Origin of the sequence: Thermus sp. (genome assembly GCF_037444525.1) — a bacterium.
Lineage (GTDB): Bacteria > Deinococcota > Deinococci > Deinococcales > Thermaceae > Thermus.
This window is the reverse complement of record NZ_JBBIMD010000006.1, coordinates 1-23069: the sequence shown is the minus strand read 5'-3', so window position 1 is coordinate 23069 and position 23069 is coordinate 1. Positions and strand designations below refer to the sequence as shown.

Below are 23069 nucleotides of genomic sequence, written 5' to 3'. Positions count from 1 at the left end.
AAGGGGGAGGTGCTCAAGACCGCGCCCCCCACCGACCTGGCTTTCCTGGCGGAGCTTCTCCGCCGTTACCCCGTGCGGGTGGCCTTCCAGGGGGAGGTTCTCCCCGAGGGGCCCTTAAGGGGAGAGAAGCTTTGGGAGGAGGGAGAGGTGGCCCTCTACTGGGAAGGCCCGCCCCCAAGGCCCGAGGTGCGGGAGGCCTTGCTCCTCTCCTTCCAGGCTTTCTTGGAGGTCTGGCGCCTGAGGGAGCGGGAGCTTGCCCTCCTTAAGGCCCAAGGGGAGGCGGGGCGGCTTTTTAGGCTCCTCCTTCACGAGGTCAAGAACCCCCTGATGAGCGTTTTGGGGGCCCTGGAGCTTGCCCTCGAGGACCCCGCCCTCACCCCTGAGCTGAAGGAGCTCCTGGAGATCGCCCGGCGCTCCGCGGAGCGCATCCGCACCCTTTTGGAAAAGGCCCAGGACTACCTGCGCCTGGGGGAGGGGGTGCGCCTCAAGAGCGAGCGGGTGGACCTAAAGGAGCTCATCCTCCAGGGGGTGGAGGAGCTCCGGCCTCTCGCCCGCAGGAAGGGGGTGCGCCTCGAGGTGCGCCTCCCTCGGGAGGGGGCTTGGGTCTATGGGGACCGGGACTGGCTTTATCAGGCCTTTCTCAACGTCCTCAACAACGCGGTGAAGTACACCCCAGAAGGAGGAAGGGTCCGGGTCCGCTTTCTGAAGGGGGTGGACCGCTACGGCATCGCCGTCTCCGACACCGGCCCCGGCATCCCCGAGGCGGAGCAGGCCAGGGTCTTTGAGCCCTTCTACCGGGCCTCCACCCGGGGGGAGGTGGAGGGGACGGGGCTTGGGCTGGCCCTGGTGAAGCGGGTCTTGGAGGCCCACGGGGGGGAGGTCCGCCTGAAAAGCCGCCTGGGGCGGGGCTCCACCTTCCTCCTCCTCCTTCCCCGGCCCAAGCCTGGCCGCAGGGCCCCCGTGGGGCGGCTTCTCCTCCTGGCCCTGGCCCTCCTTGCCCTCACCCGGCTCCCCATCTACCCTGCCCCCTTGGGCTCCAAGGCCTTTGGGCAGGTGCCCGCGGGGGAGGTGGTGCGCCTAAAGGGGCTGGAGCTCGCCTTCAGCCCCGAGGCCCAAGGGGAGGCCCGGCGCTGGCGGAGCCTTTGGGGCGGGGGGGAGCGGGTGCGCCTGCGCCTCGAGGCCGGCGGGGTGGAGGCGGTGCGGGAGGCCCCCGTGCCCCTGGCCCTGTCCACCCCCGAGGGGGAGGTGCGGCCTCTGGGCACCCACCTGCGCCTCTACCGGGAAGGGGAGGGGCGGGTTTCCCTCTACCGGGGGCGGGTGGCCTTGGGAAAGGAGGCCTTGCCCGCGGGGGAGGGGGCCCTCCTGGGCCAGGGGGTGCGGCGGAAGCTCCTCCCTGCCCCCCTGGTGCGCGCGGTGCCCGGCCCCGAGGGGGAGGTGGTCTTCCGCCTCCTTGGGCCAGAGGGGGCCAAGGGCTTCCGGGTGGAGGTGGCAAGCGGGGACCGGGTCCTCCTCTCGGCCCTGGTGAAGGGCGTAACCTTCACCTACAGTCCCCAGGCGGACCGGGTGAGCCAGGTGCGCGCCCTCGCCCTGGACGAGGTGGGCCTCGAGGGCTACCCCTCGGACCCCATCCCCTTCCGGGAGCGGCTTAGCTTTTACGAGGGGCAGAAGCGCCTGCCAAAGGACCCCGGGGGGGCCGAGGCCTTCTTAAGGCGGGCGGTGGCTGCCTTCCCCGACGACGCCGAGGCCTTGGGAGCCCTGGCCTTTGCCCTCTACCTCCAGGGCCGCCACGCCGAGGCCAAGCCCCTTTACGAGAAGGCCCTGGCCCTTCTGGACGCCCCGGACATCCGGGTGCGCTACGCCCGCCTCCTCTACCACATGGGCCGCTACGGCGAGGCGGAGGCGGCCTACCGCCAGGTCCTCCTCCAAGACCCTGGGAACCTGGACGCTCGCTGGGGCCTGACGGAGGTTCTCCTGGCCTTGGGCCGGGTAGGGGAGGCCGAGCTTCTCGCCCGTCAGGTCCTCACCCTCAAGCCCGACTACCCCCTGGCCCGCTTCACCCTGGCCAAGGCCCTTTTGGAGAAGGGGAAGACGGAGGAGGCCCGAAGGCTCCTTTTGGAAGAGCTCAGGCAGAACCCCGACCCCGAGGTCAAGGCCCTTCTGAAGCGGCTTCCCTAGCCCAGGCCTCCCGGAAGCGGAAGTAGGCGGGCTTGAGCCTCAGGGCGAAGGCCGGGGCCTCCCACCCCGCTAAGGTAAACCGGGCTCCCCCTAGCCCCTCCACCCACAGGCCCAGGCTGGGGATGGGGAGGGGGTCGGGGGCGTACCAGGCCCTGGGCCTCGAGGGGTCGGCCATAAGGAGCATCCCCCAGGGCAGGCGGAGCTCTAGGTAGTCCCCTAGGGCGTAGTCCGCCGTGGGGTCCCGGGCCCCTTCCGGGTCCACCCCCCGCCTGAGGAGGCCCAGCTCGTAGACCTGCCGGGGGTAGTCTGTGCCGTCGCGCCCCGTGCGCCGCCGGTTGGGCTCCAAAAGGAAGGGCACAAAGGGCCCCCCCGTGGGCCGGGTGGGCCCCAGGAAGATAAGGGCTTCCGTCCCCGCGCCTCCTGGGCGTACCTCCCGGAAGGGGTAGTAGCCCGCCTCCACCAAAAGCCGCCTCCCCTCCGCCCCCACTTCCAGGGCGAACTCCGCCCCAAAGCCAGGGGCCACCTCCACCCCGCCCGGCACGGTGTCCAGGTGGAGCCGGAGGGGTAGGGGGCCCCGGTAGAGGAGCCAGAGGTACTCGGGGTCGGACTGGGCCTTTAGGAAAACCCCCTCTTCCCGGAGGAGAAAGGGGACCTCCTCCCACTCGTCTCCTTTCCCGTCCAGGCGGGGGCCTCGAGGGGCGGTGGCCGCCAGGAGGCCATAGTTCTCCTCGGGGTCCAGGAGGTTGTGCCAAAGAGGGTCCCGCTCGGGGTCCTCCCACTCCATGAAAAGCCAGTTCCGCTTGAACCACTCGTCCAGGAAGCTGAAAAGGAGGCTCCCGGCAAGCCCCGCGGCCTCTATTTCTCGCCAGAGCCTGAGGTTGCGCTCCGCCTGCCCCTCCTCGGAATGGCCCCCATGGTGGAAGCCCTGGGGCTGGAAGTGGGCGATGCCCCGGCTGCTCGGCACCCCGTACTCCCCGATGAGCACGGGCTGGTCGCCGTGGTGCCGTTTGAGGTCCAATAGGTAGCCGAAGTAGTTGGACCGCCCCAGGGGCCCCACCGCCTGGCCGTAGCCGGGGTCCAGGTTCATGAAGTCCGGATAGTAGGGGTAGGCGTGGTAGTTGGCGAAGACCGTGGCTGGGCTTGCGGGAAGGGGACGGATGTTCCGGGCGTCCAGGCTGACCTCATCGTTGTTGTACTCCCGGATGGTGCCCTTTTCCACCCGTTCCCCCCGGGCCCTGCGCAGGGCCCTTTCCTCTTCCCCGGTGCTTTCCGTGGGGTGGTGGAGGGGGTCCAGGGTGGGCCAGTTGCTGAAGCCCACGGGGCGCACGGTCCCGTAGGCTTCGGCCTCATAGGTGAGGAGGCGGTCTAGGACCTCGGCCATCCAGGCCTCAAAGGGGTTGGCCTCCGGGGCGGCCTCCAGAAAGCGCCCCCGATAGCTTCGTTCGGGGTGTTCCCGGTTGTAGCGGGCCACGGAAAAGGGTTCAAACTCCCGGCCCACCATGAGGCCCAGGGTCCAGGGGGAAACGTCCGCCGTGTAAGTGCCCCCGGCGTGCCCTGGGCGTTGGGGGCGGAGGAGGTTGCCGTGGAGGGCATCCAATACGTCCCGCCCTTCCCGGAGGAACTCTTTCAGGAACGCCCCCTCGTAAGAGGGGTGGCCCAGCTCCTCGGGGAGCTCCGTCCAGACCCCCTGGAAAAGGTAGAGGGGCCTCCTGTGGGTGCGGTTGAGCCCCTGGAGGGCTCGGTAGAAGGCCGGGGGAAGAAGGGTGTAGACCCGCACCGCATTGGCCCCCATGGCCCAAAGGAGCTCCAGCCAGGCCCGGTAAAGGGCTTCCTCTTCCGGAAACTCCGCGGGAAAGCGCCCGGGCAGGGCCACCCCCAGGTTGACCCCCCTGACCGTGAGGGGTTCCCCCCGGACCCAAAACCGCCCCTTCTCCGCCCGAAAGGGGGCTTCCAAGGGGTGCCGGCGCCCTTTGGGGGAGGGGGGTGGGGGCGGGGGCAGGCCCCTTAGGGTTTCCCCCGCCGGGGCGTAGCCCAGCCTCAGGGCGCAGTCCAGGGCGGCCCGGGCTCCCTCCAAGTCCCCCAAGGCCCGGAGGGCAAGCCCTAGGCCGTAGGCCGCCTCCCCTCCGCCCTGGAGGGTGCCCACCAGACGGCTGAAGGTGAAAAGCGCCTCTTCCATCTGCCCCAAGCGGTAATGGGCAAACCCCCAAAGGAGGAGGGCTTCCGCGGGGGGATCGTACCCCTGGAGCAGAGGCTTCACCTGGGCCAGGGCCCCTTGGAGGTCTCCCCCTCGGTACGCCGCCCACCCTTCCTCCAAGGGGCTTGATGCTCCCAAGCTAAAAACCCCGACCATCAATGCCAGAAAAGGCCCTTTGCACCTCACCCTTCGCGCCGTGGGATAATACCACATGTGGCGAGGGTCCTGGTGGTGGAGGACGACCCCGTGGTGGCCCGGGTGTTGGAGATCGCCCTCAAGCGGGCGGGGCATACGGTTCACCTGGCCCCGGACTTTCCCTCTGCCAAGAAGCTCCTGGAAGAGGACTGGGATGCCGTGGTCCTGGACCTGAACCTGCCCGGGGGTTTCGGGCTGGATCTCCTCCGCCACCTAAGGGAGGGCCTCCGTCGCAAGACCCCTGTCCTGGTCCTCTCGGGGCTCAAGCAGGAGCGGACGGTCCTCGAGGCCATGCGCCTGGGAGCCCAGGACTACCTCACCAAGCCCTTTAGCCCCCAAGAGCTCCTCCTCCGCTTGGAGCGACATGTGGCGCAAGGGTGAGCGCCTCTACGCCCTTTTGGTCTTCCTGGTGGTGGCCTTGGAGGCCTACGCCTTGGCCCTTTTGGTGATGGCCTTTTCCGCCCAGCTCATCCGCCTAGGGGCCAGCCTGGCCTGGAAGGCGCTCCTCCAGGCCCTTGTCCTCACGGGCGTGGCCCTTTTGGTCCTTTCCGCCTTTGTCCTCCTTTACCACGCCTACACCGCGGAGAAGGAGAGGCGCGACCGGGAGGCCTTCCAGCGCTTTTTGGACCTCTTCGCCGAGGCCCTCTTTACCGGAAAAAGTCCCCCGCCTCCACCCTGGCCCCCCGCCGCTCTCCAGGCTCTTTTGCACCTTCGGGAGATGCTCCAGGGGGAGATGGGGGAAAAGGTGGCGGACTGGCTCCGCCAGGCCCGCCCCCCCTGGGTTCGCTGGCTTGGGCGTTCTTGGACCTCCCGCCCCCGGCGCCTCGAGGCCCTGGAGGCCTTAGGCCTCGCCCGCCTCCCTGAGACCCTGGAGGCCGTCCTGCCTTACCTGCGCCACCCTGACCCCATCCTCCGCTTGGCCGCGGCCCGGGCTGGGGCCAGGGCCGCGAAGGGGGAAGGGGCTTTGCGCCTGGCGGAGGCCCTGCTCGCCTCGGGGCTTTCCAAGGGGGGACTTTTGGAAACGCTTCTACTTCTGGAGGAGCGGGCGGAGCCCGCCTTGGCCCTCCTCCTGGAGAGGGGGGGAAGGGAGGAGGTCTGGGCTGCCTTGGAGGCTATAGGCCGCCTCCACCTCCACAGCCTTTTGGAGAAGGTTCTTCCCTTTTTGGAGGCGGAGGATCCCGAGCTCCAGGCTGCGGCCATGAGGGCCCTTTACCGGTTGGGCTATCCCCCTTTGGGCTACGAGGGGGTTCTCCTCGGGCTTTTGAAGGCCGACGAGGAGTTCTTGCGCGTCCAGGCTGCCCGCCTCCTGGGGCTCTTGCCTTCCGCCCTGGTAAGAAGGGCCCTGTGGGAGGCCCTAAGGGACCCCTCCTTCTACGTGCGCCGGGCGGCGGCGGAGGCCCTCAAGAGCCTGAGTCTAGGGGCGCTGCGGGAGGCGGCGGAGGCCCACCCTGACCCCTACGGGAGGGCCATGGCCGCCCAGGTCCTGCGGGAGGAGGTATGGAGGCCTTAGGGTGGCTCCTTTTCGCCTACCAGGTTCTCATCCTCTACTATTTCGCGGTGCTCAACTTTCTTTATACCACTTTTACCTTCTTTGGTCTGCGCATGGTGGCCCGCTACGCCCGCGAGCTTTCCGAGCTTTCCCTGAAAGACCTCCTGGAGCGGGAGGCCTACCTCCCCGTCTCCATCCTGGTGCCCACCTACAACGAGGAAAAGACCATCGCCGCTTCCGTGCGCTCCTTTCTGGCCCTGCGCTACCCGGAGTTTGAGGTGGTGGTGGCGGACGGGCCCAAGGACCGGACCCTGGAGGTCCTGAAGGAGGCCTTCGCCCTGGTGGAGGTGGACTGGGTCTACCGCCGGGCCCTCCCCACCAAGCCCATCCGCGCCGTCTACCGCTCCCTAACCCACCCCAACCTCCTGGTGGTGGACAAAGAGAACGGCGGCAAGGCCGACGCCTTAAACGCCGGGCTCAACTTCGCCCGCTACCCCCTTTTCTGCGCCGTGGACGCGGACAGCCTCCTGGACCCCGAGGCCCTCCTCCGGGCGAGCCGCCTTTTCCTGGAGGACGATCGCGCCCTGGCGGTGGGGGGGACCATCCGCCCCCTGAACGGGGCGCGGGTGCGGGGAGGGGTGGTGGAGGCGCTCCGTCTGCCCCGGGGTTTTCTGGAGAAAATGCAGATCATTGAGTACGCCCGGGCCTTCTTCCTAGGCCGGGCGGGTTGGAGCGCCATGGGTGCTCTCCTCATCATCTCCGGGGCCTTTGGCATCTTCCGGCGAAGGGAGGTCTTGAGGGTGGGGGGGTACCGCACAGACACCGTGGGGGAGGATATGGAGCTGGTGGTCCGGCTCCACCGGAAGGCGCGGGAGGCGGGCCAGGACTACCGCATCCTCTACACCCCAGACCCCATCTGCTACACCGAGGTGCCCTCGGACTGGGCCACCTTGAGGCGGCAGCGGAACCGCTGGCACCGGGGGCTTTGGGAGGTCCTCCTGGCCCACCGGGGCATGCTCTTCAACCCCCGCTACGGCCGGCTGGGCCTGGTGGCCATGCCCTACTTCCTCCTCTTTGAGGCCCTGGGGCCGGTGGTGGAGGTTTTGGGGTATGCCCTCCTTCCGGTCTATGTCCTCCTAGGCCTTTTCAACCTTCCTTTTGCCCTCCTTTTCCTCCTTCTGGCCGTGGGCTATGGGGTCCTCCTCTCCCAGCTTTCCGTGGGGGTGGAGGCCCTCCTCCTCAAGCGCTACCCGCGCCTAAGAGACCGGTTGGCCCTGCTTTTCCTCTCCTTTTTGGAGGGCATGGGCTACCGGCAGCTGTTGGCCTTGGAACGCTTCTTGGCCACCTTCCAGGTCCTGAGGAAGCGGGGGGAATGGGGGGAGATGCGCCGCCAGGGCCTAGAGGCGCCGGAAGCCCAGGAGTATGAGGAGGCGTAGCCCCATGGAGGCCAGGATGGGGAGGTGATAGGGGGTGGGGCCTAGGCTTAGGGTGGCGAGCTTCCCCGCGAGAAGGCTACCCAAAAGGCCCCCAAGCCCCAGGGCCAGCCAGAAGAGGGCCAGGTACCCGTTTCGGGCTTCCTTGGGGCTATGGCCTAGGGCCAGGTTGGTGAGGGCGGGGTTGAGCCCGCTCCACGCCAAGGCGTCAAGGAGGGCCGAGGCCCAGATGGGCCAGGGGAAGCCGGGCCTGGCCAGGAGCCAGAGGAGGGGCATGACCGCGGCCACGCCACCCGTGAGGAGGAGGACCCGGCCGTGCCCAAGCCGGTCCGCCACCCGCCCCCATAGGGGTCCAAAGGCCAGGCCGGAGAGGGCGGATAGCACCGTCCAAAGCCCCACCTGGCCTAGGGAGAGCCCGCCCCACTTGAGGAAATAGGGGATGACGTAAGGCCCTCCTACCATGACCGCGGCAAACCAGCCGAAGACCAGAAGGAGGTAGCGCCGGAAGCCCGCATCCCGCACCGCCCGCAGGACCTGGGGCCAGGGGGCTTCGGGGGGTGAGACCTTGGGCTCGTGCTGGAGGCTTAAGAGCCACACGGAGAGGAGCCCCGCCCCCACCCCTACCCCCAGAACCAGGGGGTAGCCCAGCCCCCCCAGGGCGTCCACCAGGTACCCCCCCGCCAGGTTTCCCAGGGTGCCCACCAGGCCCATGAGGGCATTGCGCAATCCGAAGTACCGCCCCCGCTGTTCCTCGGGCACCAGGTCGGCCATCCAGCTGAGCCAAAGGACCCCTACAGGTGCTGCGAGGAGCTGGCTGGCCCCGGCGATGACCAGGAAGGCCGCCACCCGTCCTTCCCCCGGCCACAGGGGGAGGAGGAGGGCTAGGGTAAAAAGCCCCCGGGCCAGGAGGTTCAGTCGCACGGCCAGGGTTTTCCGGCTTCCCCGGAGGAAGAGGGCCAGGGGGGCGAGGAGCTGGGCTAGGAAGGGAAGGGCCCCCAGCACCGCCAGCGCCTGGGGGCCTGCCCCTAAGTGGAGGGCGTAGCCTGTGGCGATGACCCCGGTGCTGAACTGGATGAAGAGGATGGCCAGGAGGCCTTCCCAGAGGGAGAGTCTTAGGGACCGATGGGGCTCCACCTCCCGATTATGCTTGAACCCGGTAAAATCTCCCCCATGGAAACTGCCATCACCAGGATGCTGGACATCCGCTATCCCCTCGTGGCCGCCCCCATGTTTCTGGTCTCCAACGCCCCCCTTCTCCAGGCGGTGGCTGAGGCGGGGGCCATCGGGGTCATCCCCAGCCTCAACTTCCGCACCCACCAGGCCTTCCGGGAATTTCTGGAGGCCTTCCCTGAAGGGTTAAAGTTTGGGGTGAACCTTGTCTTGAAGGACAACCCCCGCCTCGAGGAGGACCTAAGGGCAGTGGTGGAAAGGAAGGTCCCCCTGGTGGTCACCTCCTTGGGGGACCCCACCCGGGTGGTGGAGGCGGTGAAGGGTTACGGGGGCGTGGTCTGGTGCGACGTGGTGGGCCTCCGTCACGGGAAGAAGGCGGTGGAGGCTGGGGCCGATGCCCTGGTGGCTGTGGCCTGCGGGGCGGGGGGGCATGCCGGCCAGGTGAGCCCCTTTGTCCTGGGGCCCTGGCTTAGGGAGGAGCTGGGGGTGCCGGTCCTCATCGCCGGGGGAATCGCCACGGGGGCCCAGGTCCTGGCGGCCTTGGCTCTGGGGGACGGGGCCTACATCGGCACCCGCTTCATCGCCACCCTAGAGTCCGCGGCCCCCCTGGAGTACAAGGAGGCCCTCCTCCGGGCCCAGCCGGAGGACATCGTCTACACCCCCGAGGTGACGGGGGTGCACGCCAACTTCCTCCGGGACTCCCTGGAGCGCTTCCGCCAGGGTGGGGGCAAGGCCTGGAAGGAGGTCTACTCCGCGGGGCACGGGGTGGCCTTCATCCGGGAGATCCCCTCGGCCAAGGAGGTGGTGGCCCGGCTGGTGGAGGAGTACGAGAGGGCTAAGGCTCAGCTTCCCTGATGGCCACAGCATGCGGCGCCTGCTCCCTTTCCTCGTAGGGCTAGGCCTGGCCTGGGCCCAGTACGACCTGGTGGTCTACGGCGGCACCCCGCAAGGGGTGGCGGCGGCCGTGGCCGCGGCGGAGGAGGGCCTAAAGGTCCTCCTCCTGGAGCCCTCGGACCGCCTGGGGGGGGTCCTCACCCGGGGGTGGCTCGCCACCTGGGACCTGGCCCGGGACGAGGAAGGCCTTCTCCAAGGGGGGCTTTTCGGGAAGCTTTACCGGCGCCTGGGGGGCGACGCCTCCTTTGACGTGCGCGCCGCGGAAGGGGCCCTAAAGGCCATGACTGAGGCGGCGGGGGTGGAGGTGCGCCTAGGGGAGCCCCTCCTTGGCCTCGAGGCCAGGGAGGGGCGCATCCTCGCCCTGAGGATCCCCTCAGGCTCCCTGGAGGCCCCCCTCTTTGTGGACGCCAGCGACACTGCCGAGCTCGCCCACCGCGCGGGGGCGACCTTCACCTTGGGGCGGGAGGACACGGGCCTGGACCAGAGGCAGATGGCCGCCACCTTGGTCTTCCGCCTGGAAGGCGTCCCCTGGGGGGCGGTCTTCCTGGCCCTGAACTTTGAGGGTCAGGTGCGGCGTACGGGGGCGGGGGCTTGGGGCCGGAGCGGCTGGGGCTTTGCCGACCTGGCCCGGGGCTACACCCCAGGCGACCCCCTCCGCTTCCACCTCCGGGGCCTGAACCTGGCCCGCCGGGGGGATGGGAGCCTCCTGGTGAACGCCCTTTTGGTCTTCGGGGTGGACGGCACCGATCCCCTTTCCGTGGAGGAGGCCCGGGCCCAGGCGGCCAAGGAGGCCGAGCGGGTGGTGGAGTACCTGAAGGCCAAAGACCCCCTGGTCTTCGGCACCGCCCGCCTGGCGGGCACCGCCCCCGACCTCTACCTGCGGGAGACCCGCCACCTCGAGGCCCTCTACCGCCTAAGGGCCGAGGAGGTCCTCCTAGGCAAGGCCTTTCCCGATGCCGTGGCCCTCGGAGGCTATCCCCTGGACGGCCAGGCTTACTTCCCCGGGGAGACCCCCTACCTCCTGGGAACCCCTGTCCCCTACGGGGTCCCCTTCCGCAGCCTGGTGCCCCAGGGCCTCAAAAACCTCCTCGTGGTCTCCCAGGCCGCGGGTTTTGACAGCGTGGCTGCCTTCTCCACCCGGGTGGTGCCCCTGCAGGTGGCCCTGGGGGAGGCCGCAGGGGTGGCCTCAGCCCTCCTCCGCCGCACCTTTTGGACCGGGCTCCAGCCCGCCCCCCTGCCCGACTTCCCCGCCTTCTCGGAAAGCCCTGGGGCCATCCGCAGGCTCCAGGAGGGGCTTCTTGCCCGGGGGGGCCGGCTTTCCCCGGCGGAGAAGCCCCAGGCCTTGGAGGAGGGGAAGAGGGGGTACAAGGAGGCCCTGGCCCTCCTCCGCCGGGGGCTTTTCGCCGGGCCCTATAGCCTTAGGGGGCGCCTGGGCTTGGGGGAGCCCATCCTCCTCGGGGACTTCCTGGCGGACCTGGAGCACTACTACCGGGCCCGGGGACTGGAGGAGCCCCTCAGGGTGGTCTTGAAGGCGCGGGAACTCCATGCGGGAGGGCTGCACCGCCCCCTGGGGCGGGCCCTCCTCAATGGCCTCCTCCGGGCCCTGGGCGAGCCCACCCTACCCGGCCCCGAGGGCCCCATCCCCCGCGGGGAGGCCGCGGTCCTCCTTTCCCGGCTTTTGCCATAATGGCGGGAGGGTGCTGGCTGTTTTGCTCCTTCCGGAGTTCAGCGAGCTCGAGGCCGCCCTCCTCCTGGAGGCCGCCCGCAGGCTCGGCCTTTCCGCCTACACCGTGGCCAAGGGGCGGAAGGGCACCCCGGCCCTGGCGGGCTCTGTCTGGACCCCCACCTACGCCTTCCCCGCCGCACCCCCCCCGAGGGCCCTCCTCATCCCCGGGGCTCGGCGGCCTGCGCGCATGGCCCAAGACCCCACCTATCTGGACTTCCTCGCCGCCCACTGGGAGGGGCTCGAGGCGGTCTTCCTGGGCTACAACGCCCACCTTTTCTTGGCGGAGGCGGGGCGGCTTCCCTCCCCCGTGGCCGCGGGGGCTGAGGTGGGGGAGGCCCTGAGGGCCCAGGGCTACGCTCTCCTTGCCCGCCCCTTTGCCCGCACGGGAAAGGTCTACGGCACCGCCGGAGGGCTTGCCCTCCTCTCCGCCTTTGCGGACTGGGTTGGGAAAAAGGTTGCCCTTTGAGTTTGAACTTAGGTACACTTTCCCCATGGGCGTACGGGAGCATCAAAAAAGGCGCCGGCGGGAGCGGATCTTCCGCGCGGCCATGGAGCTTTTCCGCAGCCGGGGCTTCCACGGGACCACCGCCACGGACATCGCCAAGGCGGCCCACGTTTCCCGGGGGACCTTCTTTAACTACTTCCCCTATAAAGAGGCCGTGCTTTTGGACTACGGGAGCCTCCTTCTTTCTGGTCTCCGGGAGGAGGTGCGGAAGCGTTTGGCTGCGAGGGAGGAGCCTTTGGCCCTGCTCCACCTGGTTTTTGCCCGCCTCAACGAGGCCGTCCGCCGGGAAAAAGACCTCCTCCTGCCCCTTCTTTACGAACTCCTGAACCCCGATCCCCTAAGGGCCAAGGCCGCCTTTGAGGCCCTGCCCCTGGGGGACCTTTTGGCGGAGTTGCTGAAGCCCCTCCGGGAAAAGGGGCAGGTGCGGCAAGACCTTTCCCTGGAGCGCATGGGGCGCACCCTGGCGGACCTCTACTTCCTCTCCGCCCTGCGCTGGGCCGCCTACACCCCTCACCGGGACCTGGACCAGGAGATTGAGCGCTCCCTAAGGATTGCCCTCGAGGGCATCCTGGTCCGCCCCTAGGGCCTCCAGGGCCACCTTGCGCTCGTCCCAAGGGAGGGCCACATGGCCCCTCTCCAGCGTCCTTTCATGCCCCTTGCCGGCAAGGAGCACCGTGTCCCCAGGCCGGGCCTCCCGGATGGCCCGGAAGATGGCCTCCTTCCGGTCCGGCACCAGCTCAAAAGCCCCGCCCTCCTCCCGGGCCGCCTGGGCCAGGGCCTCGAGGATGGCCTCCAGGGGCTCTGTGCGGTGGTCCTCCTCGGTGAAGAAGGTCTTGTCCGCAAGCCTCGCCGCCACCCGCCCGATGTCCTCCCGTCTTCTCGGGTCCCTCTCCCCCGCGGCCCCCACCACCAGGAGGAGGCGGCCCTCCGTGGTCCTGCGCAGGGTTTTCAGGGCCTCCTCCAGGCTTTTTCCCGTGTGGGCGAAGTCTATCACCACCCGGAAGGGGGCGGCCTGGACCACCTCCATCCGCCCCCTTAGCCCAGGGAAGGTGGCAAGGCCCTCCAAAACCGCTTCCAGCCCCACCCCAAACGCCAAGGCGGCGGCGGAGGCCGCCAGGGCATTTTCCAGATTGTAGGCCCCAAGGAGGGGGAGGAAGGCCTCCCCCCCGCCCCAGGGGGTCCTTAGGCGGAAGCGGAGCCCTTCCGGGGTTTCCCTTAGCCCCTCCCCCCAGACCTCCCCCCCCTCGCCGAAGAGGAGGTGGGGCCTGGCCTTGAGGGCCTCTAGGTGGGGGAGCTTGGTGCTCAGGACGGCAAGCCCTGAGCGCTCCACCAGGAGGGCCTTGGCCTGGAAGTAGGCCTCCGGGGTGCCGTGGAGGTCCAGGTGGTCGTCAGGGTAGAGGCTCACGAAGACCCCCACCTGGTAGGAAAGCCCCTCCACCCGCTTCAAGGCCAGGGCGTGGCTGGAGACCTCCAGGACCGCGGCCTTCAGGCCCAGGTCCAAGGCCTCCCGCAGGAAGCCGTAGACCTCGGGGGCCTCGGGGGTGGTGAAGTGGCCGATGGGGGGCCTCTTTGCCCTTCCCAGGCGGAGGCCCACAGTGGAGAGGAGGGCAGCCGGCACACCCTCCACCTCCAGGAGGTGGTGGAGGAGGGCCGCGGTGGTGCTCTTCCCCTTGGAGCCCGTGACCCCAAGGAGGGGGAGGGCCGCTTCCGGATGGCCGAAGAAGTGGGCGGAAAGCTCCGCCAGGGCCTTGCGGCTATCCTCCACCCGGAGGTAGGGGACGGGGAGGGCAAGGGGCCTTTCCCCCACCACCGCGATGGCCCCCCGGCGCAGGGCCTCCCCTATGAAGTCGTGCCCGTCCAGGGGCTTCCGGTGGGGCAGAGGCACCCCGGGGACGGCCACGAAGATGTAGCCCTCCTCCACCCGCCTCGAGTCCAGGGTGAGGCCCCGCACGGGGAGAGGGGGGGCCTTTAGACCAAAGGGGGCGAAGAGCTCCTTCAGGGTCATAGCCGCCTCCGGATCTCGTCCAGAATCCTACTTCGGGCCGCCTGGTCCTCCACGAAGTCCAGGTGGTCCCCCTCCACCACGTACACGGGGGAAAGCCGCCAGGAGGCGACGAACTCCTCGTAAAGCGCGTTTAGCCCCTGGAGGTAGGCCTCGGGCAGGGCCTTTTCAAAGGGTCGGCCCCGTTTGGCGATGCGGTGCTTTAGGGTGGGGAGGCTTGCCCGAATGTAGATCAGGAGGTCGGGGGGGCGGAGGGTTTGGGCCACGCTCCGGTAAAGCTCCAGGTAGGTCCGCCAGTCCCGCTCCGAAAGGTGGCCCAGGCGGTGAAGGTGCTGGGCGAAGACCAGGGCGTCCTCGTGGACGGTGCGGTCCTGCACCACCCGCCCTCCTCCCACTTCCTTTTGGTGCTGGCGCAAGCGATGGGCCAGGAAGAAGATCTGGGAGTGGAAGGCGTAGCGGTCCATATCCCGGTAGAAGTCCTCCAGGTAGGGGTTTTCGCTCACCGCCTCGTAGACCGCCCTCAGGCCCAAGGCCTCCGCCAGGAGGGCGGTGAGGGAGGTCTTGCCGCTGCCGATGTTGCCGGCCACCGCCAAGTACATCCCTCACCTCCTAAAGGGCGAGCCTCTCCCGTACCAGCGCCACCACCCGCCCCAGGTCCCTGCCCCCGGGGCGGTAGTCCAGTCCCTCCGCCTCCAGGACCAGAAGCGGATGGGGGTAGCGGGCGAAGTGGCGGTCGTAGGCCTCGAGGAGGGCTTTCAGGTAGGTGGGGTCCATGCCCCGTTCAAAGGGCCGCCCTCGCCGGGCGATCCGTTCCAAGAGGACGGGCACCGGGGCCCGGAGGTAGAGGGTGAGGTCGGGCGGGGGGAGCCTCAAGGAGAGCTCCCGGTAGAGGTCCTGATACAGGTCCCATTCCGGGCCTTCCAGGTTCAGGCTGGCGAAGAGGGCGTCCTTGTCAAAGAGGTAGTCCGCCACCACCCCCCCAAAGAGCCGCCGCTGGGCCAGGGGTAGGAGCTGCCGATAGCGGGAGAGGAGGAAGAAGACCTGGGTCTTGAAGGCGTAGCGGGCCCGGTCCTGATAGAAGAGGGGGAGGAAAGGGTTCTCCTCCACCACCTCCAGAAGGGGTTCCAAGCCCAGCGCCTCCGCTAGGGCCGTGGCCAGGGTGGTCTTGCCCACCCCGATGGGGCCTTCCACCGCCAGGTACACCCCTCACCTCCTGGGCCGGGCCACCATGGTAAGGGTGACCTCCAGCCTCCGGCCCTCCCGCCAAAGCTCGAGGCGCACCCGGTCCCCCGGGCGGTGGCGGGCGATGAGGCGCACCACGTCGGCCTTGTCCTTCACCGCCTGGCCCTGCACCGCGAGGATCACATCCCCTAGGGCCAAAAGCCGCCCTTGGGCGTCCCGCTGCGCGCCCCTAACCCCGGCCCGGGCCGCGGGGGAGCCGGGCTCCACCTTGTCCACCATGGCCCCTTGCAGGGTGGTGAGGCCCACCGCCCTTAGGAGCACCGGGGGCAGCTCGTCCAGGGAGACCAGGCTGGCCCCAAGCCACCCCCTTTGGGGGATCCCGAAGCGCTCCAGGTCCTGGATGCTTTGGGCCACCAGCTCCCCCGGAACGGCCACCCCGATTCCCCCCACCCCCGCGGGCCCCCCGATCACGTCCGTCACCACCCCGATGACCTCCCCCTGGAGGCTTAGGAGGGGGCTTCCCGAGTTCCCCACGGTGAGGGGGGCATCGGTGTACAGGTACTCCCCCACCTCCGCCCCCACTGTGGGGTCGGGGGTAGGCACCTCCAGGGGCCCCACCCCGGAGAGGATGCCGTAGGAGGCCAAAGGCCCCTGGCCGTAGGGGAGGCCCACCAGCACCACCCCCATGCCCAAGGGGAGCTGGTGGGCCGGGGTCTTGCTAAGGGTGAGAACCTTCGGGGCCTGCACCCCCTGCACGGTGAGGAGGGCGATGTCTATCCCTGGGTCCACGGCGAAGCGTTCCGCGCTGAAGGTGCGCCCGTCGGAAAGCCTTACGGTGAGGCCTACCAGGTCCCGGACCACGTGGTAGTTGGTCACCACCCGGATGGGGCTCACGAAGAACCCTGTCCCCACCACCCCTTCCTCCCCGGGGGCAAGGGGCGTGCCCTGGACCCGGACCACCGCGGGGAGGGCCTTCCCGATGACCCCGCTTCTCGCCACCTCCTCGGGGGCCACCAGGCGCTGGGCCAGGGCCAGGAGGAGGAGGCTAAGGGCCAGGGTTAGAAGGCGCATGGCGTTCCTCACATCACCTCCGGGGCGGGGATGCCGAGGAGCCCAAGCCCCGTGGACAGGGTCTTCTGCAGGCCTTCCACCAGGGCCAGGCGGAGTTCCCTTAGGCCCTCCTCCGCGGTGAGCACCGGGGTGGCGGGCCTGCTCCCCTCCTTGGCGTTGTAGTAGGCGTTCCAGGCCGCGGAGAGGTCCAGGAGGTACTGGGCGAGGATATGGGGGGTCTTCTCCTCGGCGCTTTCCAGGACGGCCTCCTCAAAGTCCAGGAGGGCCAGGGCCAGGGCCCGCTCGTAGGGGGTGGCCTTGGCGAGCTGGGGCTGGCCCCAGCTTCCCGCCTTCCTGAGGATGGCGTGGGCCCGGGCGTGGGCGTACTGCACGTAGGGCCCCGTGTCCCCGTCAAAGGCGAGGGCCTCGTTCAGGCGGAAGTCGATCTGCTTCCTGGGCTCCGTCTTGGCCATGGCGAAGCGGATGGCTCCCAGGGCCACTTCCCCCGCTGCCTTTTCCTTTTCCGGGTGCTCGGGGTTTTTCTCCTCTATCACCCCAAGGGCCCGCTTCCTGGCCTCCTCCAGGACCTCGTCCACGCTCACCGCCAGGCCTTTCCGCCCCGACATCTGCCGCCCCTCCAGAAGGACGGTCTCGTAGGCCAGGTGGAAAGCCCCCCTGGCCAGGTCCTCCCGTCCCACCAGGGCCAAGGCCGCCCGCACCAGGGCCTGGGGGTGGCTTTGGCGCACGTCAATGACGTTGATGGTCTCCTGGGCCCTAGGGGTGTAGGGCTCCCCCTCGGGGGCGCTGGTCCTTAGGGTGGGGTAGAAGGGGTTGGGGTAGGAGCGGAAGCGGAGGCCCTCCAAGAGGCCCATCTTCCAGAACTGGAAGGCGATGTCCTTGGCGTAGTAGGTGGCGGCCCCGCCCGAGCGCACCAGGACGAAGTAGGGGTCCTCGAGGCCCGGGATGAAGGGGCTCGCGTCCATGACCAGGGCCCCCGCGTACCTCCCCTCTTTTGGCCGGAAGACATAGGGGCTTTGCTCCAAAAGCCCCAGGGCTTTTTCCAGGAGGCCGGCTTGGACGATGTCGCTCTCCCACACCAGAAGGTCGTAGTGGGCGTTCAGGGCGTGCATGGTGGCCAGCTGGGCCAGGAGGATACGGTTCACCTCCTCCCTGAGCTCTCCCCGCTCCAGGGCGTGTAGGACCTCCTCTATGGCCCCTTGGAGGCTAGGGTATTCCGGGTCCTGGTGGAGGCGCACGTAGGCCCGGCCCGCGAAGTGGTCGTACTTCTCCTTGCCGTCCCAGCTGAGGCCGTAGTGCCTGAGGGCGAAGAGGGTCTCCGCCGCCTGGCGGCCGGTGTCGTCAATGTAGTTGAGGACCAGGACCTCCCGGCCCGCAAAGCGCAGGATCCGGGCCAGGCTGTCCCCCAGCACGATGTTCCTCAGGTGCCCCACGTGGAGCTCCTTGTTGGGGTTTACGGAGGTGTGCTCCACGAGGACGAGCCCTTCCTGCTTGGGCAGGGGCGTTTTGGGCCTTAGGGCTTCTTCCAGAAGGGCCTCCGTGCGGATCTTGAAGTTCAGGTACCCCCCCACGGGGATGGCCTCCTCCACGAAGGGGGGAAGGTCCATCCTGGCCTTAAGCTCCTCGGCGATGGCCTGGGGGGGTTTCTTGAGCTCCTTGGCCAGGGCGAAGAGAGGGACCCCATAGTCCCCAGGCTTGTCCTTGGGGGCCTTGGCCACCTTGAGCCTGAGGTCCAGGCCTAGGGTCTTTAGGGCGGTCTGTACGGCGTCTTCCAGGGCGCGGCGCACCATCTCGGTCATCATACCCGCCCCTTGGCCCCTTTTAGAAGGTAGGATGGGGCCCTATGAAGCGGTGGCTTTTCCTCCTCCTGATGGGACCTGCCCTAGCCCAGGGTCTTCTGGCGGGCGGGCAGGGCCATAGCCTGGCGGTGGTCCAGGGGGTCCTTTGGGCTTGGGGCCGGAACTACCATGGACAGGTGGGGGACGGCTCTTTCCTGAGCCGCACCCGGCCGGTCAGGATCTTGGAGGGCGCCTTGGGGGTGGCCGCGGGCAACCTCCACAGCCTGGCCCTCCTCTCCGATGGGCGGGTGCTGGCCTTTGGGGCAGGGGAGGCTGGGCAGCTTGGGGATGGCACCTTCGATTTCAAGGGCCGGCCGGTGGAGCTTCCCCTAAGGGCCAAGGGCCTGGCCGCGGGCTACACCCATACCCTTCTCCTAGCCCCAGACGGCCGGGTGTACGCCGCAGGGAGCAACGAGGAGGGCCAGCTCGGGGACGGTACCCGCCAACGGAGGAACATCCTGGCCCCGGTGGAAGGCCTTCCTCCCATCCGGCAGGTGGCCGCGGGATACTTCCATAGCCTGGCAGTGGCGGAGAATGGGGACCTCTATGTCTGGGGGAGCAACCTCTCGGGCCAGCTGGGCACGGGCACCGTGGAGTCCCTCTTAAGGCCCCTCAAGGTCCTTTCGGGGGTGGAGGCCGCCGTGGGCGCGGGCGCTTTCAGCGCCGTGCTTCTGAAGGACGGACGGGTCTTGGTCTCGGGGCTGGACAGCGCCACCTTCCGCCCCTTAGAGGGCCTGCCCAAGGTGGTGGCCCTGGCCGCGGGCCGGGCCCACCTCCTCCTTCTTGGGGAGGACGGCCGGGTCTACGCCCTAGGGGAGAACGAGGAGGGCCAGCTGGGGGATGGGACCCGGGATGGCCGCTTGGAACCCAGGCCCGTGGAAGGTTTGGAGGGGGTGGTGGCCGTGGGGGCCGGGGATGGGCATAGCCTGGCCCTGCTCAGGGACGGTGCCATCCTGGCATGGGGAGACAACAGCTTTGGCCAGCTTGGGGATGGCACGCGGGAGAACCGCCTTAGGCCCGTGCGGGTTCGTCTCCCCTAAGGGCTTCCTTTATGGCCAGGGCCACCTTGAGGTTCATCCCCGGAAGGCGGGCCAGCTCCTCCAGGGGGGCTTCCCTTAGGGCGGAAAGCCCCCCGTAGCGCTCCAGGAGGAGCTTCTTCCGCGTAGGTCCAAGGCCTGGGATCCCCTCCAGGAAGCGGAAGGCCGCCTCCTCCCGTTTCTTCTGGTGGTAGCGGAGGCCGTTTTGGTGGGCCTCGTCCCGGATGTGGATGAGGAGGGCCAGGGCGGGGTGGGTGAGGGGGAGACGGAGGGTGCGCCCGTCCTCCAGGACCAGGGCCTCCTCCCGCTTAGCGAGGCCCACCAGGGGGAGGTCTAGCCTCGCCCGCTCCAGCCCCTTCCTTGCCGCCCTGACCTGGCCCAAGCCCCCATCTATGAGGAGGAGGTCTGGGAGGGGCATCTCCTTTAGGCTTCCCGTGAAGCGGCGATGGACCGCCTCCTCCAAGGCCTCGTAGTCGTCGTTTCCCGCCCTTAGGCGCATTCTTCGGTACTCCGCCTTCTTGGGCCTTCCCCCCTCAAAGACCACCAGGGAGGCCACCCGGGCCTGGCCCTGGAGGTGGCTGATGTCGTACCCCTCTATGCGGAAGGGCCTTTGGGCCAGGCCTAGGATCTCTTGGAGGGCCTTTAGCGCGGGGTGGTCCCCCCGCTTCTCCAGGGCTTTGAGCTCCGTTTCCAGAGCTAGGCGGGCGTTTTTCTCCGCAAGCTCCAGAAGGCGCTTCTTCTCCCCCCTTTGGGGCACCCGGACCTCCACCTTCCGCCCGGCCCGCCGCCGGAGGAGGGCCTCCAGGGCTTCCTCCTCCTCCACGGGGAAGGGGAGGAGGACCAGGGGGGGGAGAGGAGAGGCCTCGAGGTAGTGGCCCCGGAGGAAGGCCCAAAGGATCTCCTCGTCCGAGGCCTCCTCCATCTCCACCACCCGGCTGATGCGCCCTAGGATCCGCCCCGAGCGCACCTGGTAGAGCTGGACCACCGCCAAGGCCCCGGCCCGGGCAAAGCCCAAAAAGTCCAGGTCCCTCAGTTCAGGGTCAAAGGCTTGCTGGCTCGTGGAGAAGAAGGCCTTAAGGGCCTCCATCTGGTCCCGGATCTCCGCCGCCCGCTCAAAGTGGAGGGCCCGTGCGGCCTCGCGCATCTTGGCCTCCAGCGCTTCCAGCACCCACTCCACCCGCCCTTCCAGGACCGCCTCCACCTGGCGCACCACCTCCCGGTAGGCCTGGGGGTCCGCAAGCCCCGCGCAAGGGGCCAGGCAGCGGCCCATGCTGTAGTTCAGGCAGGGGTGGCGGCGCCGCTTCATGGGGTAGCCGGAGTTTTTCCGCAAGGGGAAGAGGCGGTCAATGAGGGCCTTGATCCGCCTGAGGGCGCCGGCCTCGGGGAAGGGCCCAAAGTACTTGGCCCCATCGGGCTCCACCCGCCGCACCACGAGCAGGGTGGGGAAGGGCTCCTGGGTGAGTTTCAGGAAGGGGTAGTGCTTGTCGTCTTTGAGGAGGACGTTGAAGGGGGGGCGGTGGGCCTTGATAAGGTTGGCCTCGAGGAGGAGCGCCTCCACCTCGTCCCGGGTGGCGATGAGCTCTAGGTCCGTGGCCTCCTCGGCGATGCGCCGGGCCTTGCCCTCCGCGTGGAAGTAGCTCCGCACCCGCGCCTTTAGGTTCTTGGCCTTCCCCACATAGAGGACCTCCTCCCCCCGTTTCCAGAGGTAGACCCCGGGGGTTTCGGGAAGAGAGGGGAGCGCTTCCGGCCTCATCCTCCCCGATTGTAGGAGAATGGAGGCATGCGCACCGTGGGGGTGTTGGCGAAGGCAGCGGGGCTTTCCCCGGACGGGGTCCGCTACTACGAGCGCCTGGGCCTCCTAAGGCCTTTGGCCCGGAGCCCGGGGGGCTACCGCCTCTATGGGGAAGAGGCCCTGGACCGCCTCCGCTTTATCCGCCAGGCCCAGGCCCTAGGCCTGAGCCTCAAGGAGATCCGGGCCCTGGTGGAGGCCATGGAGGAGGGCCACCCCCCTTGCGCCGAGGTGCGCCAGGTCCTCAAGGAAAAGGTGGCCCTCCTGGACCGGCGCATCGCCGAGCTTACTGCCCTGCGCCAGGCCTTGGCCTCCCGGCTGGCGTGGGCCGAGGCCCATCCCGACGTGGCGTGCGACGGTCGGGACCGCTGCGTCTACCTGGACCCCCTTGACCCTGGAGCAAGCTCCAGGGTTTAGGGTGGGGGCATGTACGACCTCCTCATTGTGGGCTCGGGTTCTGCGGGGGTGGCCGCGGCGTTGGAGGCCGCCAGCCTTGGGGCTAAGGTGGCCGTGGTGGAGAAGGGGGTTTTGGGAGGGACCTGTGTCAATGTGGGCTGCGTCCCCTCCAAGGCCCTCCTCCGGGCGGCGGAGGCCTACCACCGGGCGGGCCACCACGGCTTCGTGGGGATCGCAACCCAGGCCCTGGGGGTGGACCTTAAGGCGGTCATCCGCCAGAAGGACGCCCTGGTGGAGGCCCTACGCCGGGAGAAGTACCAGGAGGTCCTAGAGGGGGTGGGGGTTCCGGTCCTTAAGGGCGAGGCCCGCTTCCTGGACGAGGAGACCCTGGAGGTGGGGGGAAGGCCCCTGAGGGCGGGCCGCTACCTCCTCGCCACCGGGGCCCAGCCCGCCTTGCCCCCCATCCCCGGCCTGGCTGAGAGCCGGCCCTGGACCTACCTCGAGGCCCTCTCCCCAGGCGTCCACCCCAAAAGCCTCCTGGTCCTCGGCGGCGGGCCTATAGGGCTTGAGCTCGCCCAGGCCTACGCCCGCCTGGGGACAGAGGTAACCGTGCTGGAGGCCTTGCCGGAGATCCTACCCCAGGAGGAGCCGGAGCTTAGTCGTCTCCTTAGGGGCTACCTCGAGGCCGAAGGCCTGGAGATCCGCACCGGGGTGCGGGTGCTTAAGGTGGAGCGCGGGGAGGGCTACCGGGTGGAGACGGACCAAGGCGCCTTCATGGCCGAAAGGCTTCTGGTGGCTACAGGCCGAAAGGCGCGCACCGAGGGGCTTTCCTTGGAAAGAGCCCAGGTGGGGCGGGACGAAAAGGGGTTCATCCGGGTGGACGAGCATCTTAAGACCACCAACCCCCGGGTCTTCGCCGCCGGCGACGCGGCCGGCCTGCCCCAGTTCGTCTACGTGGCCGCCCTCTCGGGCCGCATCGCCGCCCGGAACGCCCTAGGCCACCCCACACCCCTGGACCTCTTTGCCCTGCCCCGGGTGACCTTCACCGACCCCGCCCTGGCCGCGGTGGGGCTCAAGGAGGAGGAGGCCCGCAAGGGGTACGGCCAGGGGGTTCGGGCGGCCACCCTGCCCCTTAGGGCGGTGCCCAAGGCCCTGGTGGCCCAGGACACCCGGGGGGCTTTCAAGATCGTGGTGGACGGGGAGGGAAGGGTGCTCGGCCTCCACATCCTGGCCCCCGAAGCCGGGGATGCCTTGCAGGAGGGGATTCTGGCGGTGAAGTATGGCCTCTCCTACCGGGATCTGGTGGACACCTTCCACCCCTATCTCACCCTGGCCGAGGGGGTGAGGCTGGTGGCTCAGGCCCTGGACACGGACGTGGGGAGGCTTTCGTGCTGCGCCTAGGGCGGAAACCCCCCTCAGAACGTGACCAGGGTATACCCTTCCGCCAGAAGCCCCCGCAGGCTAGGGTGGTCCTTGTAGTCTGCCAGGAAGGGGATTCCTGCGCTTTCAAGCTTTTCCTTGACCCCAAAAGCACGGGCGCAGTAGGCGCAAGCCCCTTGGATCCGGTCCCGTGTGGCCAGGAAGAGGGCGTGGGCCTTGTGGCTGGGGTCGGCGAGGGCGGCCAGGCCCTCCGTCCCCGCCCCGTCAAAGACCAGGCGCACCTCGTCGCCCGCACCCTTGAGCTCCTGGGCCAGCATCAGGGCGTTGACCAGCCGACCCAGGCCTTCGTGGGTTTCTGTGCCCGCCAGAACCAAGACCGCTACCTTCATCTTCACACCTCCACCTGCCAGGGTAAGGGCGGTCCCCCTGGGGGGCTGTAAAGCCCTTAACACCGGTTAGACTGAAAGGACATGGACTGGTTGCGGGCCCTTTTGCGCCCTCCCTGGGGGAGGCCTCGAGGCGGTAGCCCCATGCCCTTCTTCCTGCCCGAGGCGGGCTGGACCCGCCGCCTGGACCCGGAGGTCATGGCGGGGGTG

General features: G+C 68.9%; 20 protein-coding genes. 11 read left to right on the top strand and 9 right to left on the bottom strand.

The window, feature by feature from the left end:
- The first annotated feature begins 9 nt into the window (after positions 1-9).
- A complete protein-coding gene (locus WKI94_RS01585; RefSeq protein WP_337844024.1) occupies positions 10-2175 on the top strand; it encodes an ATP-binding protein in 2166 nt (721 codons plus the stop codon).
- Here WKI94_RS01585 and WKI94_RS01580 read toward each other — a convergent pair.
- Entirely contained in the window at positions 2147-4432 is a 2286-nt protein-coding gene (locus tag WKI94_RS01580) for a tetratricopeptide repeat protein (RefSeq protein ID WP_337844023.1), read from the bottom strand. The two genes, WKI94_RS01585 and WKI94_RS01580, sit on opposite strands and share 29 nt — an antisense overlap.
- A gap of 150 nt (positions 4433-4582) precedes the next feature.
- Between WKI94_RS01580 and WKI94_RS01575 the strand changes: the two genes are divergently transcribed.
- Genes WKI94_RS01575 through WKI94_RS01565 form a run of 3 tightly spaced genes read left to right on the top strand, consistent with a single transcriptional unit; the run spans position 4583 to position 7489 of the window.
- Positions 4583-4945: a response regulator transcription factor gene (locus tag WKI94_RS01575; protein WP_337844022.1), complete on the top strand. Its 363-nt coding sequence runs from the start codon at positions 4583-4585 to the stop codon at positions 4943-4945.
- Complete coding sequence (locus WKI94_RS01570) at positions 4929-6074, top strand: HEAT repeat domain-containing protein (RefSeq protein ID WP_337844021.1); 1146 nt, start codon at positions 4929-4931, stop codon at positions 6072-6074. The genes WKI94_RS01575 and WKI94_RS01570 overlap by 17 nt, the downstream gene beginning before the upstream one ends.
- Positions 6062-7489, top strand: a complete 1428-nt coding sequence (locus tag WKI94_RS01565) for a glycosyltransferase (RefSeq protein ID WP_337844020.1) — start codon at positions 6062-6064, stop codon at positions 7487-7489. The genes WKI94_RS01570 and WKI94_RS01565 overlap by 13 nt, the downstream gene beginning before the upstream one ends.
- Here the strand turns inward: WKI94_RS01565 and WKI94_RS01560 are convergent.
- Positions 7451-8620, bottom strand: a complete 1170-nt coding sequence (locus WKI94_RS01560; protein ID WP_337844019.1) for an MFS transporter — start codon at positions 8618-8620, stop codon at positions 7451-7453. The genes WKI94_RS01565 and WKI94_RS01560 overlap by 39 nt on opposite strands.
- Positions 8621-8656: 36 nt before the next feature.
- On the opposite strand from WKI94_RS01560, the gene WKI94_RS01555 reads away from it, so the two are divergent.
- Genes WKI94_RS01555 through WKI94_RS01540 form a run of 4 tightly spaced genes read left to right on the top strand, consistent with a single transcriptional unit; the run spans position 8657 to position 12364 of the window.
- Positions 8657-9511 (top strand): nitronate monooxygenase, encoded by an 855-nt coding sequence (locus tag WKI94_RS01555; protein WP_337844018.1) that lies wholly within the window; start codon positions 8657-8659, stop codon positions 9509-9511.
- Positions 9512-9521: 10 nt separating this feature from the next.
- Positions 9522-11237: an FAD-dependent oxidoreductase gene (locus tag WKI94_RS01550; RefSeq protein ID WP_337844017.1), complete on the top strand. Its 1716-nt coding sequence runs from the start codon at positions 9522-9524 to the stop codon at positions 11235-11237.
- A 10-nt stretch (positions 11238-11247) separates the two neighbouring features.
- Positions 11248-11742: a hypothetical protein gene (locus WKI94_RS01545; RefSeq protein ID WP_337844016.1), complete on the top strand. Its 495-nt coding sequence runs from the start codon at positions 11248-11250 to the stop codon at positions 11740-11742.
- A gap of 25 nt (positions 11743-11767) precedes the next feature.
- Entirely contained in the window at positions 11768-12364 is a 597-nt protein-coding gene (locus WKI94_RS01540; RefSeq protein WP_337844015.1) for a helix-turn-helix domain-containing protein, read from the top strand.
- Here the strand turns inward: WKI94_RS01540 and murE are convergent.
- From murE to WKI94_RS01515, 5 genes are read right to left on the bottom strand one after another with little or no spacing between them, the layout of a single operon-like run.
- Positions 12326-13786 carry a UDP-N-acetylmuramyl-tripeptide synthetase gene (murE, locus tag WKI94_RS01535; RefSeq protein ID WP_337844014.1) on the bottom strand — a complete coding sequence of 487 codons (1461 nt, stop codon included), beginning with the start codon at positions 13784-13786 and terminating at the stop codon, positions 12326-12328. The two genes, WKI94_RS01540 and murE, sit on opposite strands and share 39 nt — an antisense overlap.
- Positions 13783-14382: a deoxynucleoside kinase gene (locus tag WKI94_RS01530; protein ID WP_337844013.1), complete on the bottom strand. Its 600-nt coding sequence runs from the start codon at positions 14380-14382 to the stop codon at positions 13783-13785. Before WKI94_RS01530 ends, murE begins: the two co-directional genes overlap by 4 nt.
- Positions 14383-14392: 10 nt before the next feature.
- On the bottom strand, positions 14393-14986 hold the full coding sequence (locus WKI94_RS01525; RefSeq protein ID WP_337844011.1) for a deoxynucleoside kinase: 594 nt from the start codon (positions 14984-14986) through the stop codon (positions 14393-14395).
- Between the two features lie 3 nt (positions 14987-14989).
- Entirely contained in the window at positions 14990-16036 is a 1047-nt protein-coding gene (locus tag WKI94_RS01520; RefSeq protein ID WP_337844010.1) for a S1C family serine protease, read from the bottom strand.
- An 8-nt stretch (positions 16037-16044) separates the two neighbouring features.
- Positions 16045-17823, bottom strand: a complete 1779-nt coding sequence (locus WKI94_RS01515) for an arginine--tRNA ligase (RefSeq protein ID WP_337844061.1) — start codon at positions 17821-17823, stop codon at positions 16045-16047.
- A gap of 53 nt (positions 17824-17876) precedes the next feature.
- Here WKI94_RS01515 and WKI94_RS01510 point away from each other — a divergent pair, with 53 nt between their 5' ends.
- Entirely contained in the window at positions 17877-18911 is a 1035-nt protein-coding gene (locus WKI94_RS01510; RefSeq protein ID WP_337844009.1) for a chromosome condensation regulator RCC1, read from the top strand.
- Here WKI94_RS01510 and uvrC read toward each other — a convergent pair.
- Positions 18883-20661, bottom strand: a complete 1779-nt coding sequence (uvrC, locus tag WKI94_RS01505) for an excinuclease ABC subunit UvrC (protein ID WP_337844008.1) — start codon at positions 20659-20661, stop codon at positions 18883-18885. The genes WKI94_RS01510 and uvrC overlap by 29 nt on opposite strands.
- A 27-nt stretch (positions 20662-20688) precedes the next feature.
- Between uvrC and WKI94_RS01500 the strand changes: the two genes are divergently transcribed.
- Together WKI94_RS01500 and merA are read left to right on the top strand one after the other, a co-directional pair.
- Positions 20689-21114 (top strand): heavy metal-responsive transcriptional regulator, encoded by a 426-nt coding sequence (locus WKI94_RS01500; RefSeq protein ID WP_337844007.1) that lies wholly within the window; start codon positions 20689-20691, stop codon positions 21112-21114.
- 9 nt (positions 21115-21123) lie between these two features.
- A complete protein-coding gene (merA, locus tag WKI94_RS01495) occupies positions 21124-22494 on the top strand; it encodes a mercury(II) reductase (RefSeq protein WP_337844006.1) in 1371 nt (456 codons plus the stop codon).
- Positions 22495-22508: 14 nt separating this feature from the next.
- Here the strand turns inward: merA and WKI94_RS01490 are convergent, their stop codons facing one another.
- Positions 22509-22862, bottom strand: coding sequence for a hypothetical protein (locus tag WKI94_RS01490; RefSeq protein WP_337844005.1), 354 nt, complete (start codon positions 22860-22862; stop codon positions 22509-22511).
- Positions 22863-23069: the final 207 nt, after the last annotated feature.

What these genes read in the sequence shown, in the direction of transcription:
- WKI94_RS01530 (WP_337844013.1), bottom strand. Translation starts at nt 14,382, where the DNA reads ATGTACTTGGCGGTGGCCGGCAACATCGGCAGCGGCAAGACCTCCCTC.
- uvrC (WP_337844008.1), bottom strand. Translation starts at nt 20,661, where the DNA reads ATGAGGCCGGAAGCGCTCCCCTCTCTTCCCGAAACCCCCGGGGTCTAC.
- WKI94_RS01515 (WP_337844061.1), bottom strand. Translation starts at nt 17,823, where the DNA reads ATGGTGCGCCGCGCCCTGGAAGACGCCGTACAGACCGCCCTAAAGACC.
- WKI94_RS01570 (WP_337844021.1), top strand. Translation starts at nt 4,929, where the DNA reads ATGTGGCGCAAGGGTGAGCGCCTCTACGCCCTTTTGGTCTTCCTGGTG.
- merA (WP_337844006.1), top strand. Translation starts at nt 21,124, where the DNA reads ATGTACGACCTCCTCATTGTGGGCTCGGGTTCTGCGGGGGTGGCCGCG.
- WKI94_RS01555 (WP_337844018.1), top strand. Translation starts at nt 8,657, where the DNA reads ATGGAAACTGCCATCACCAGGATGCTGGACATCCGCTATCCCCTCGTG.
- WKI94_RS01490 (WP_337844005.1), bottom strand. Translation starts at nt 22,862, where the DNA reads ATGAAGGTAGCGGTCTTGGTTCTGGCGGGCACAGAAACCCACGAAGGC.
- murE (WP_337844014.1), bottom strand. Translation starts at nt 13,786, where the DNA reads ATGACCCTGAAGGAGCTCTTCGCCCCCTTTGGTCTAAAGGCCCCCCCT.
- WKI94_RS01565 (WP_337844020.1), top strand. Translation starts at nt 6,062, where the DNA reads ATGGAGGCCTTAGGGTGGCTCCTTTTCGCCTACCAGGTTCTCATCCTC.
- WKI94_RS01540 (WP_337844015.1), top strand. Translation starts at nt 11,768, where the DNA reads ATGGGCGTACGGGAGCATCAAAAAAGGCGCCGGCGGGAGCGGATCTTC.
- WKI94_RS01500 (WP_337844007.1), top strand. Translation starts at nt 20,689, where the DNA reads ATGCGCACCGTGGGGGTGTTGGCGAAGGCAGCGGGGCTTTCCCCGGAC.
- WKI94_RS01520 (WP_337844010.1), bottom strand. Translation starts at nt 16,036, where the DNA reads ATGCGCCTTCTAACCCTGGCCCTTAGCCTCCTCCTCCTGGCCCTGGCC.
- WKI94_RS01550 (WP_337844017.1), top strand. Translation starts at nt 9,522, where the DNA reads ATGCGGCGCCTGCTCCCTTTCCTCGTAGGGCTAGGCCTGGCCTGGGCC.
- WKI94_RS01510 (WP_337844009.1), top strand. Translation starts at nt 17,877, where the DNA reads ATGAAGCGGTGGCTTTTCCTCCTCCTGATGGGACCTGCCCTAGCCCAG.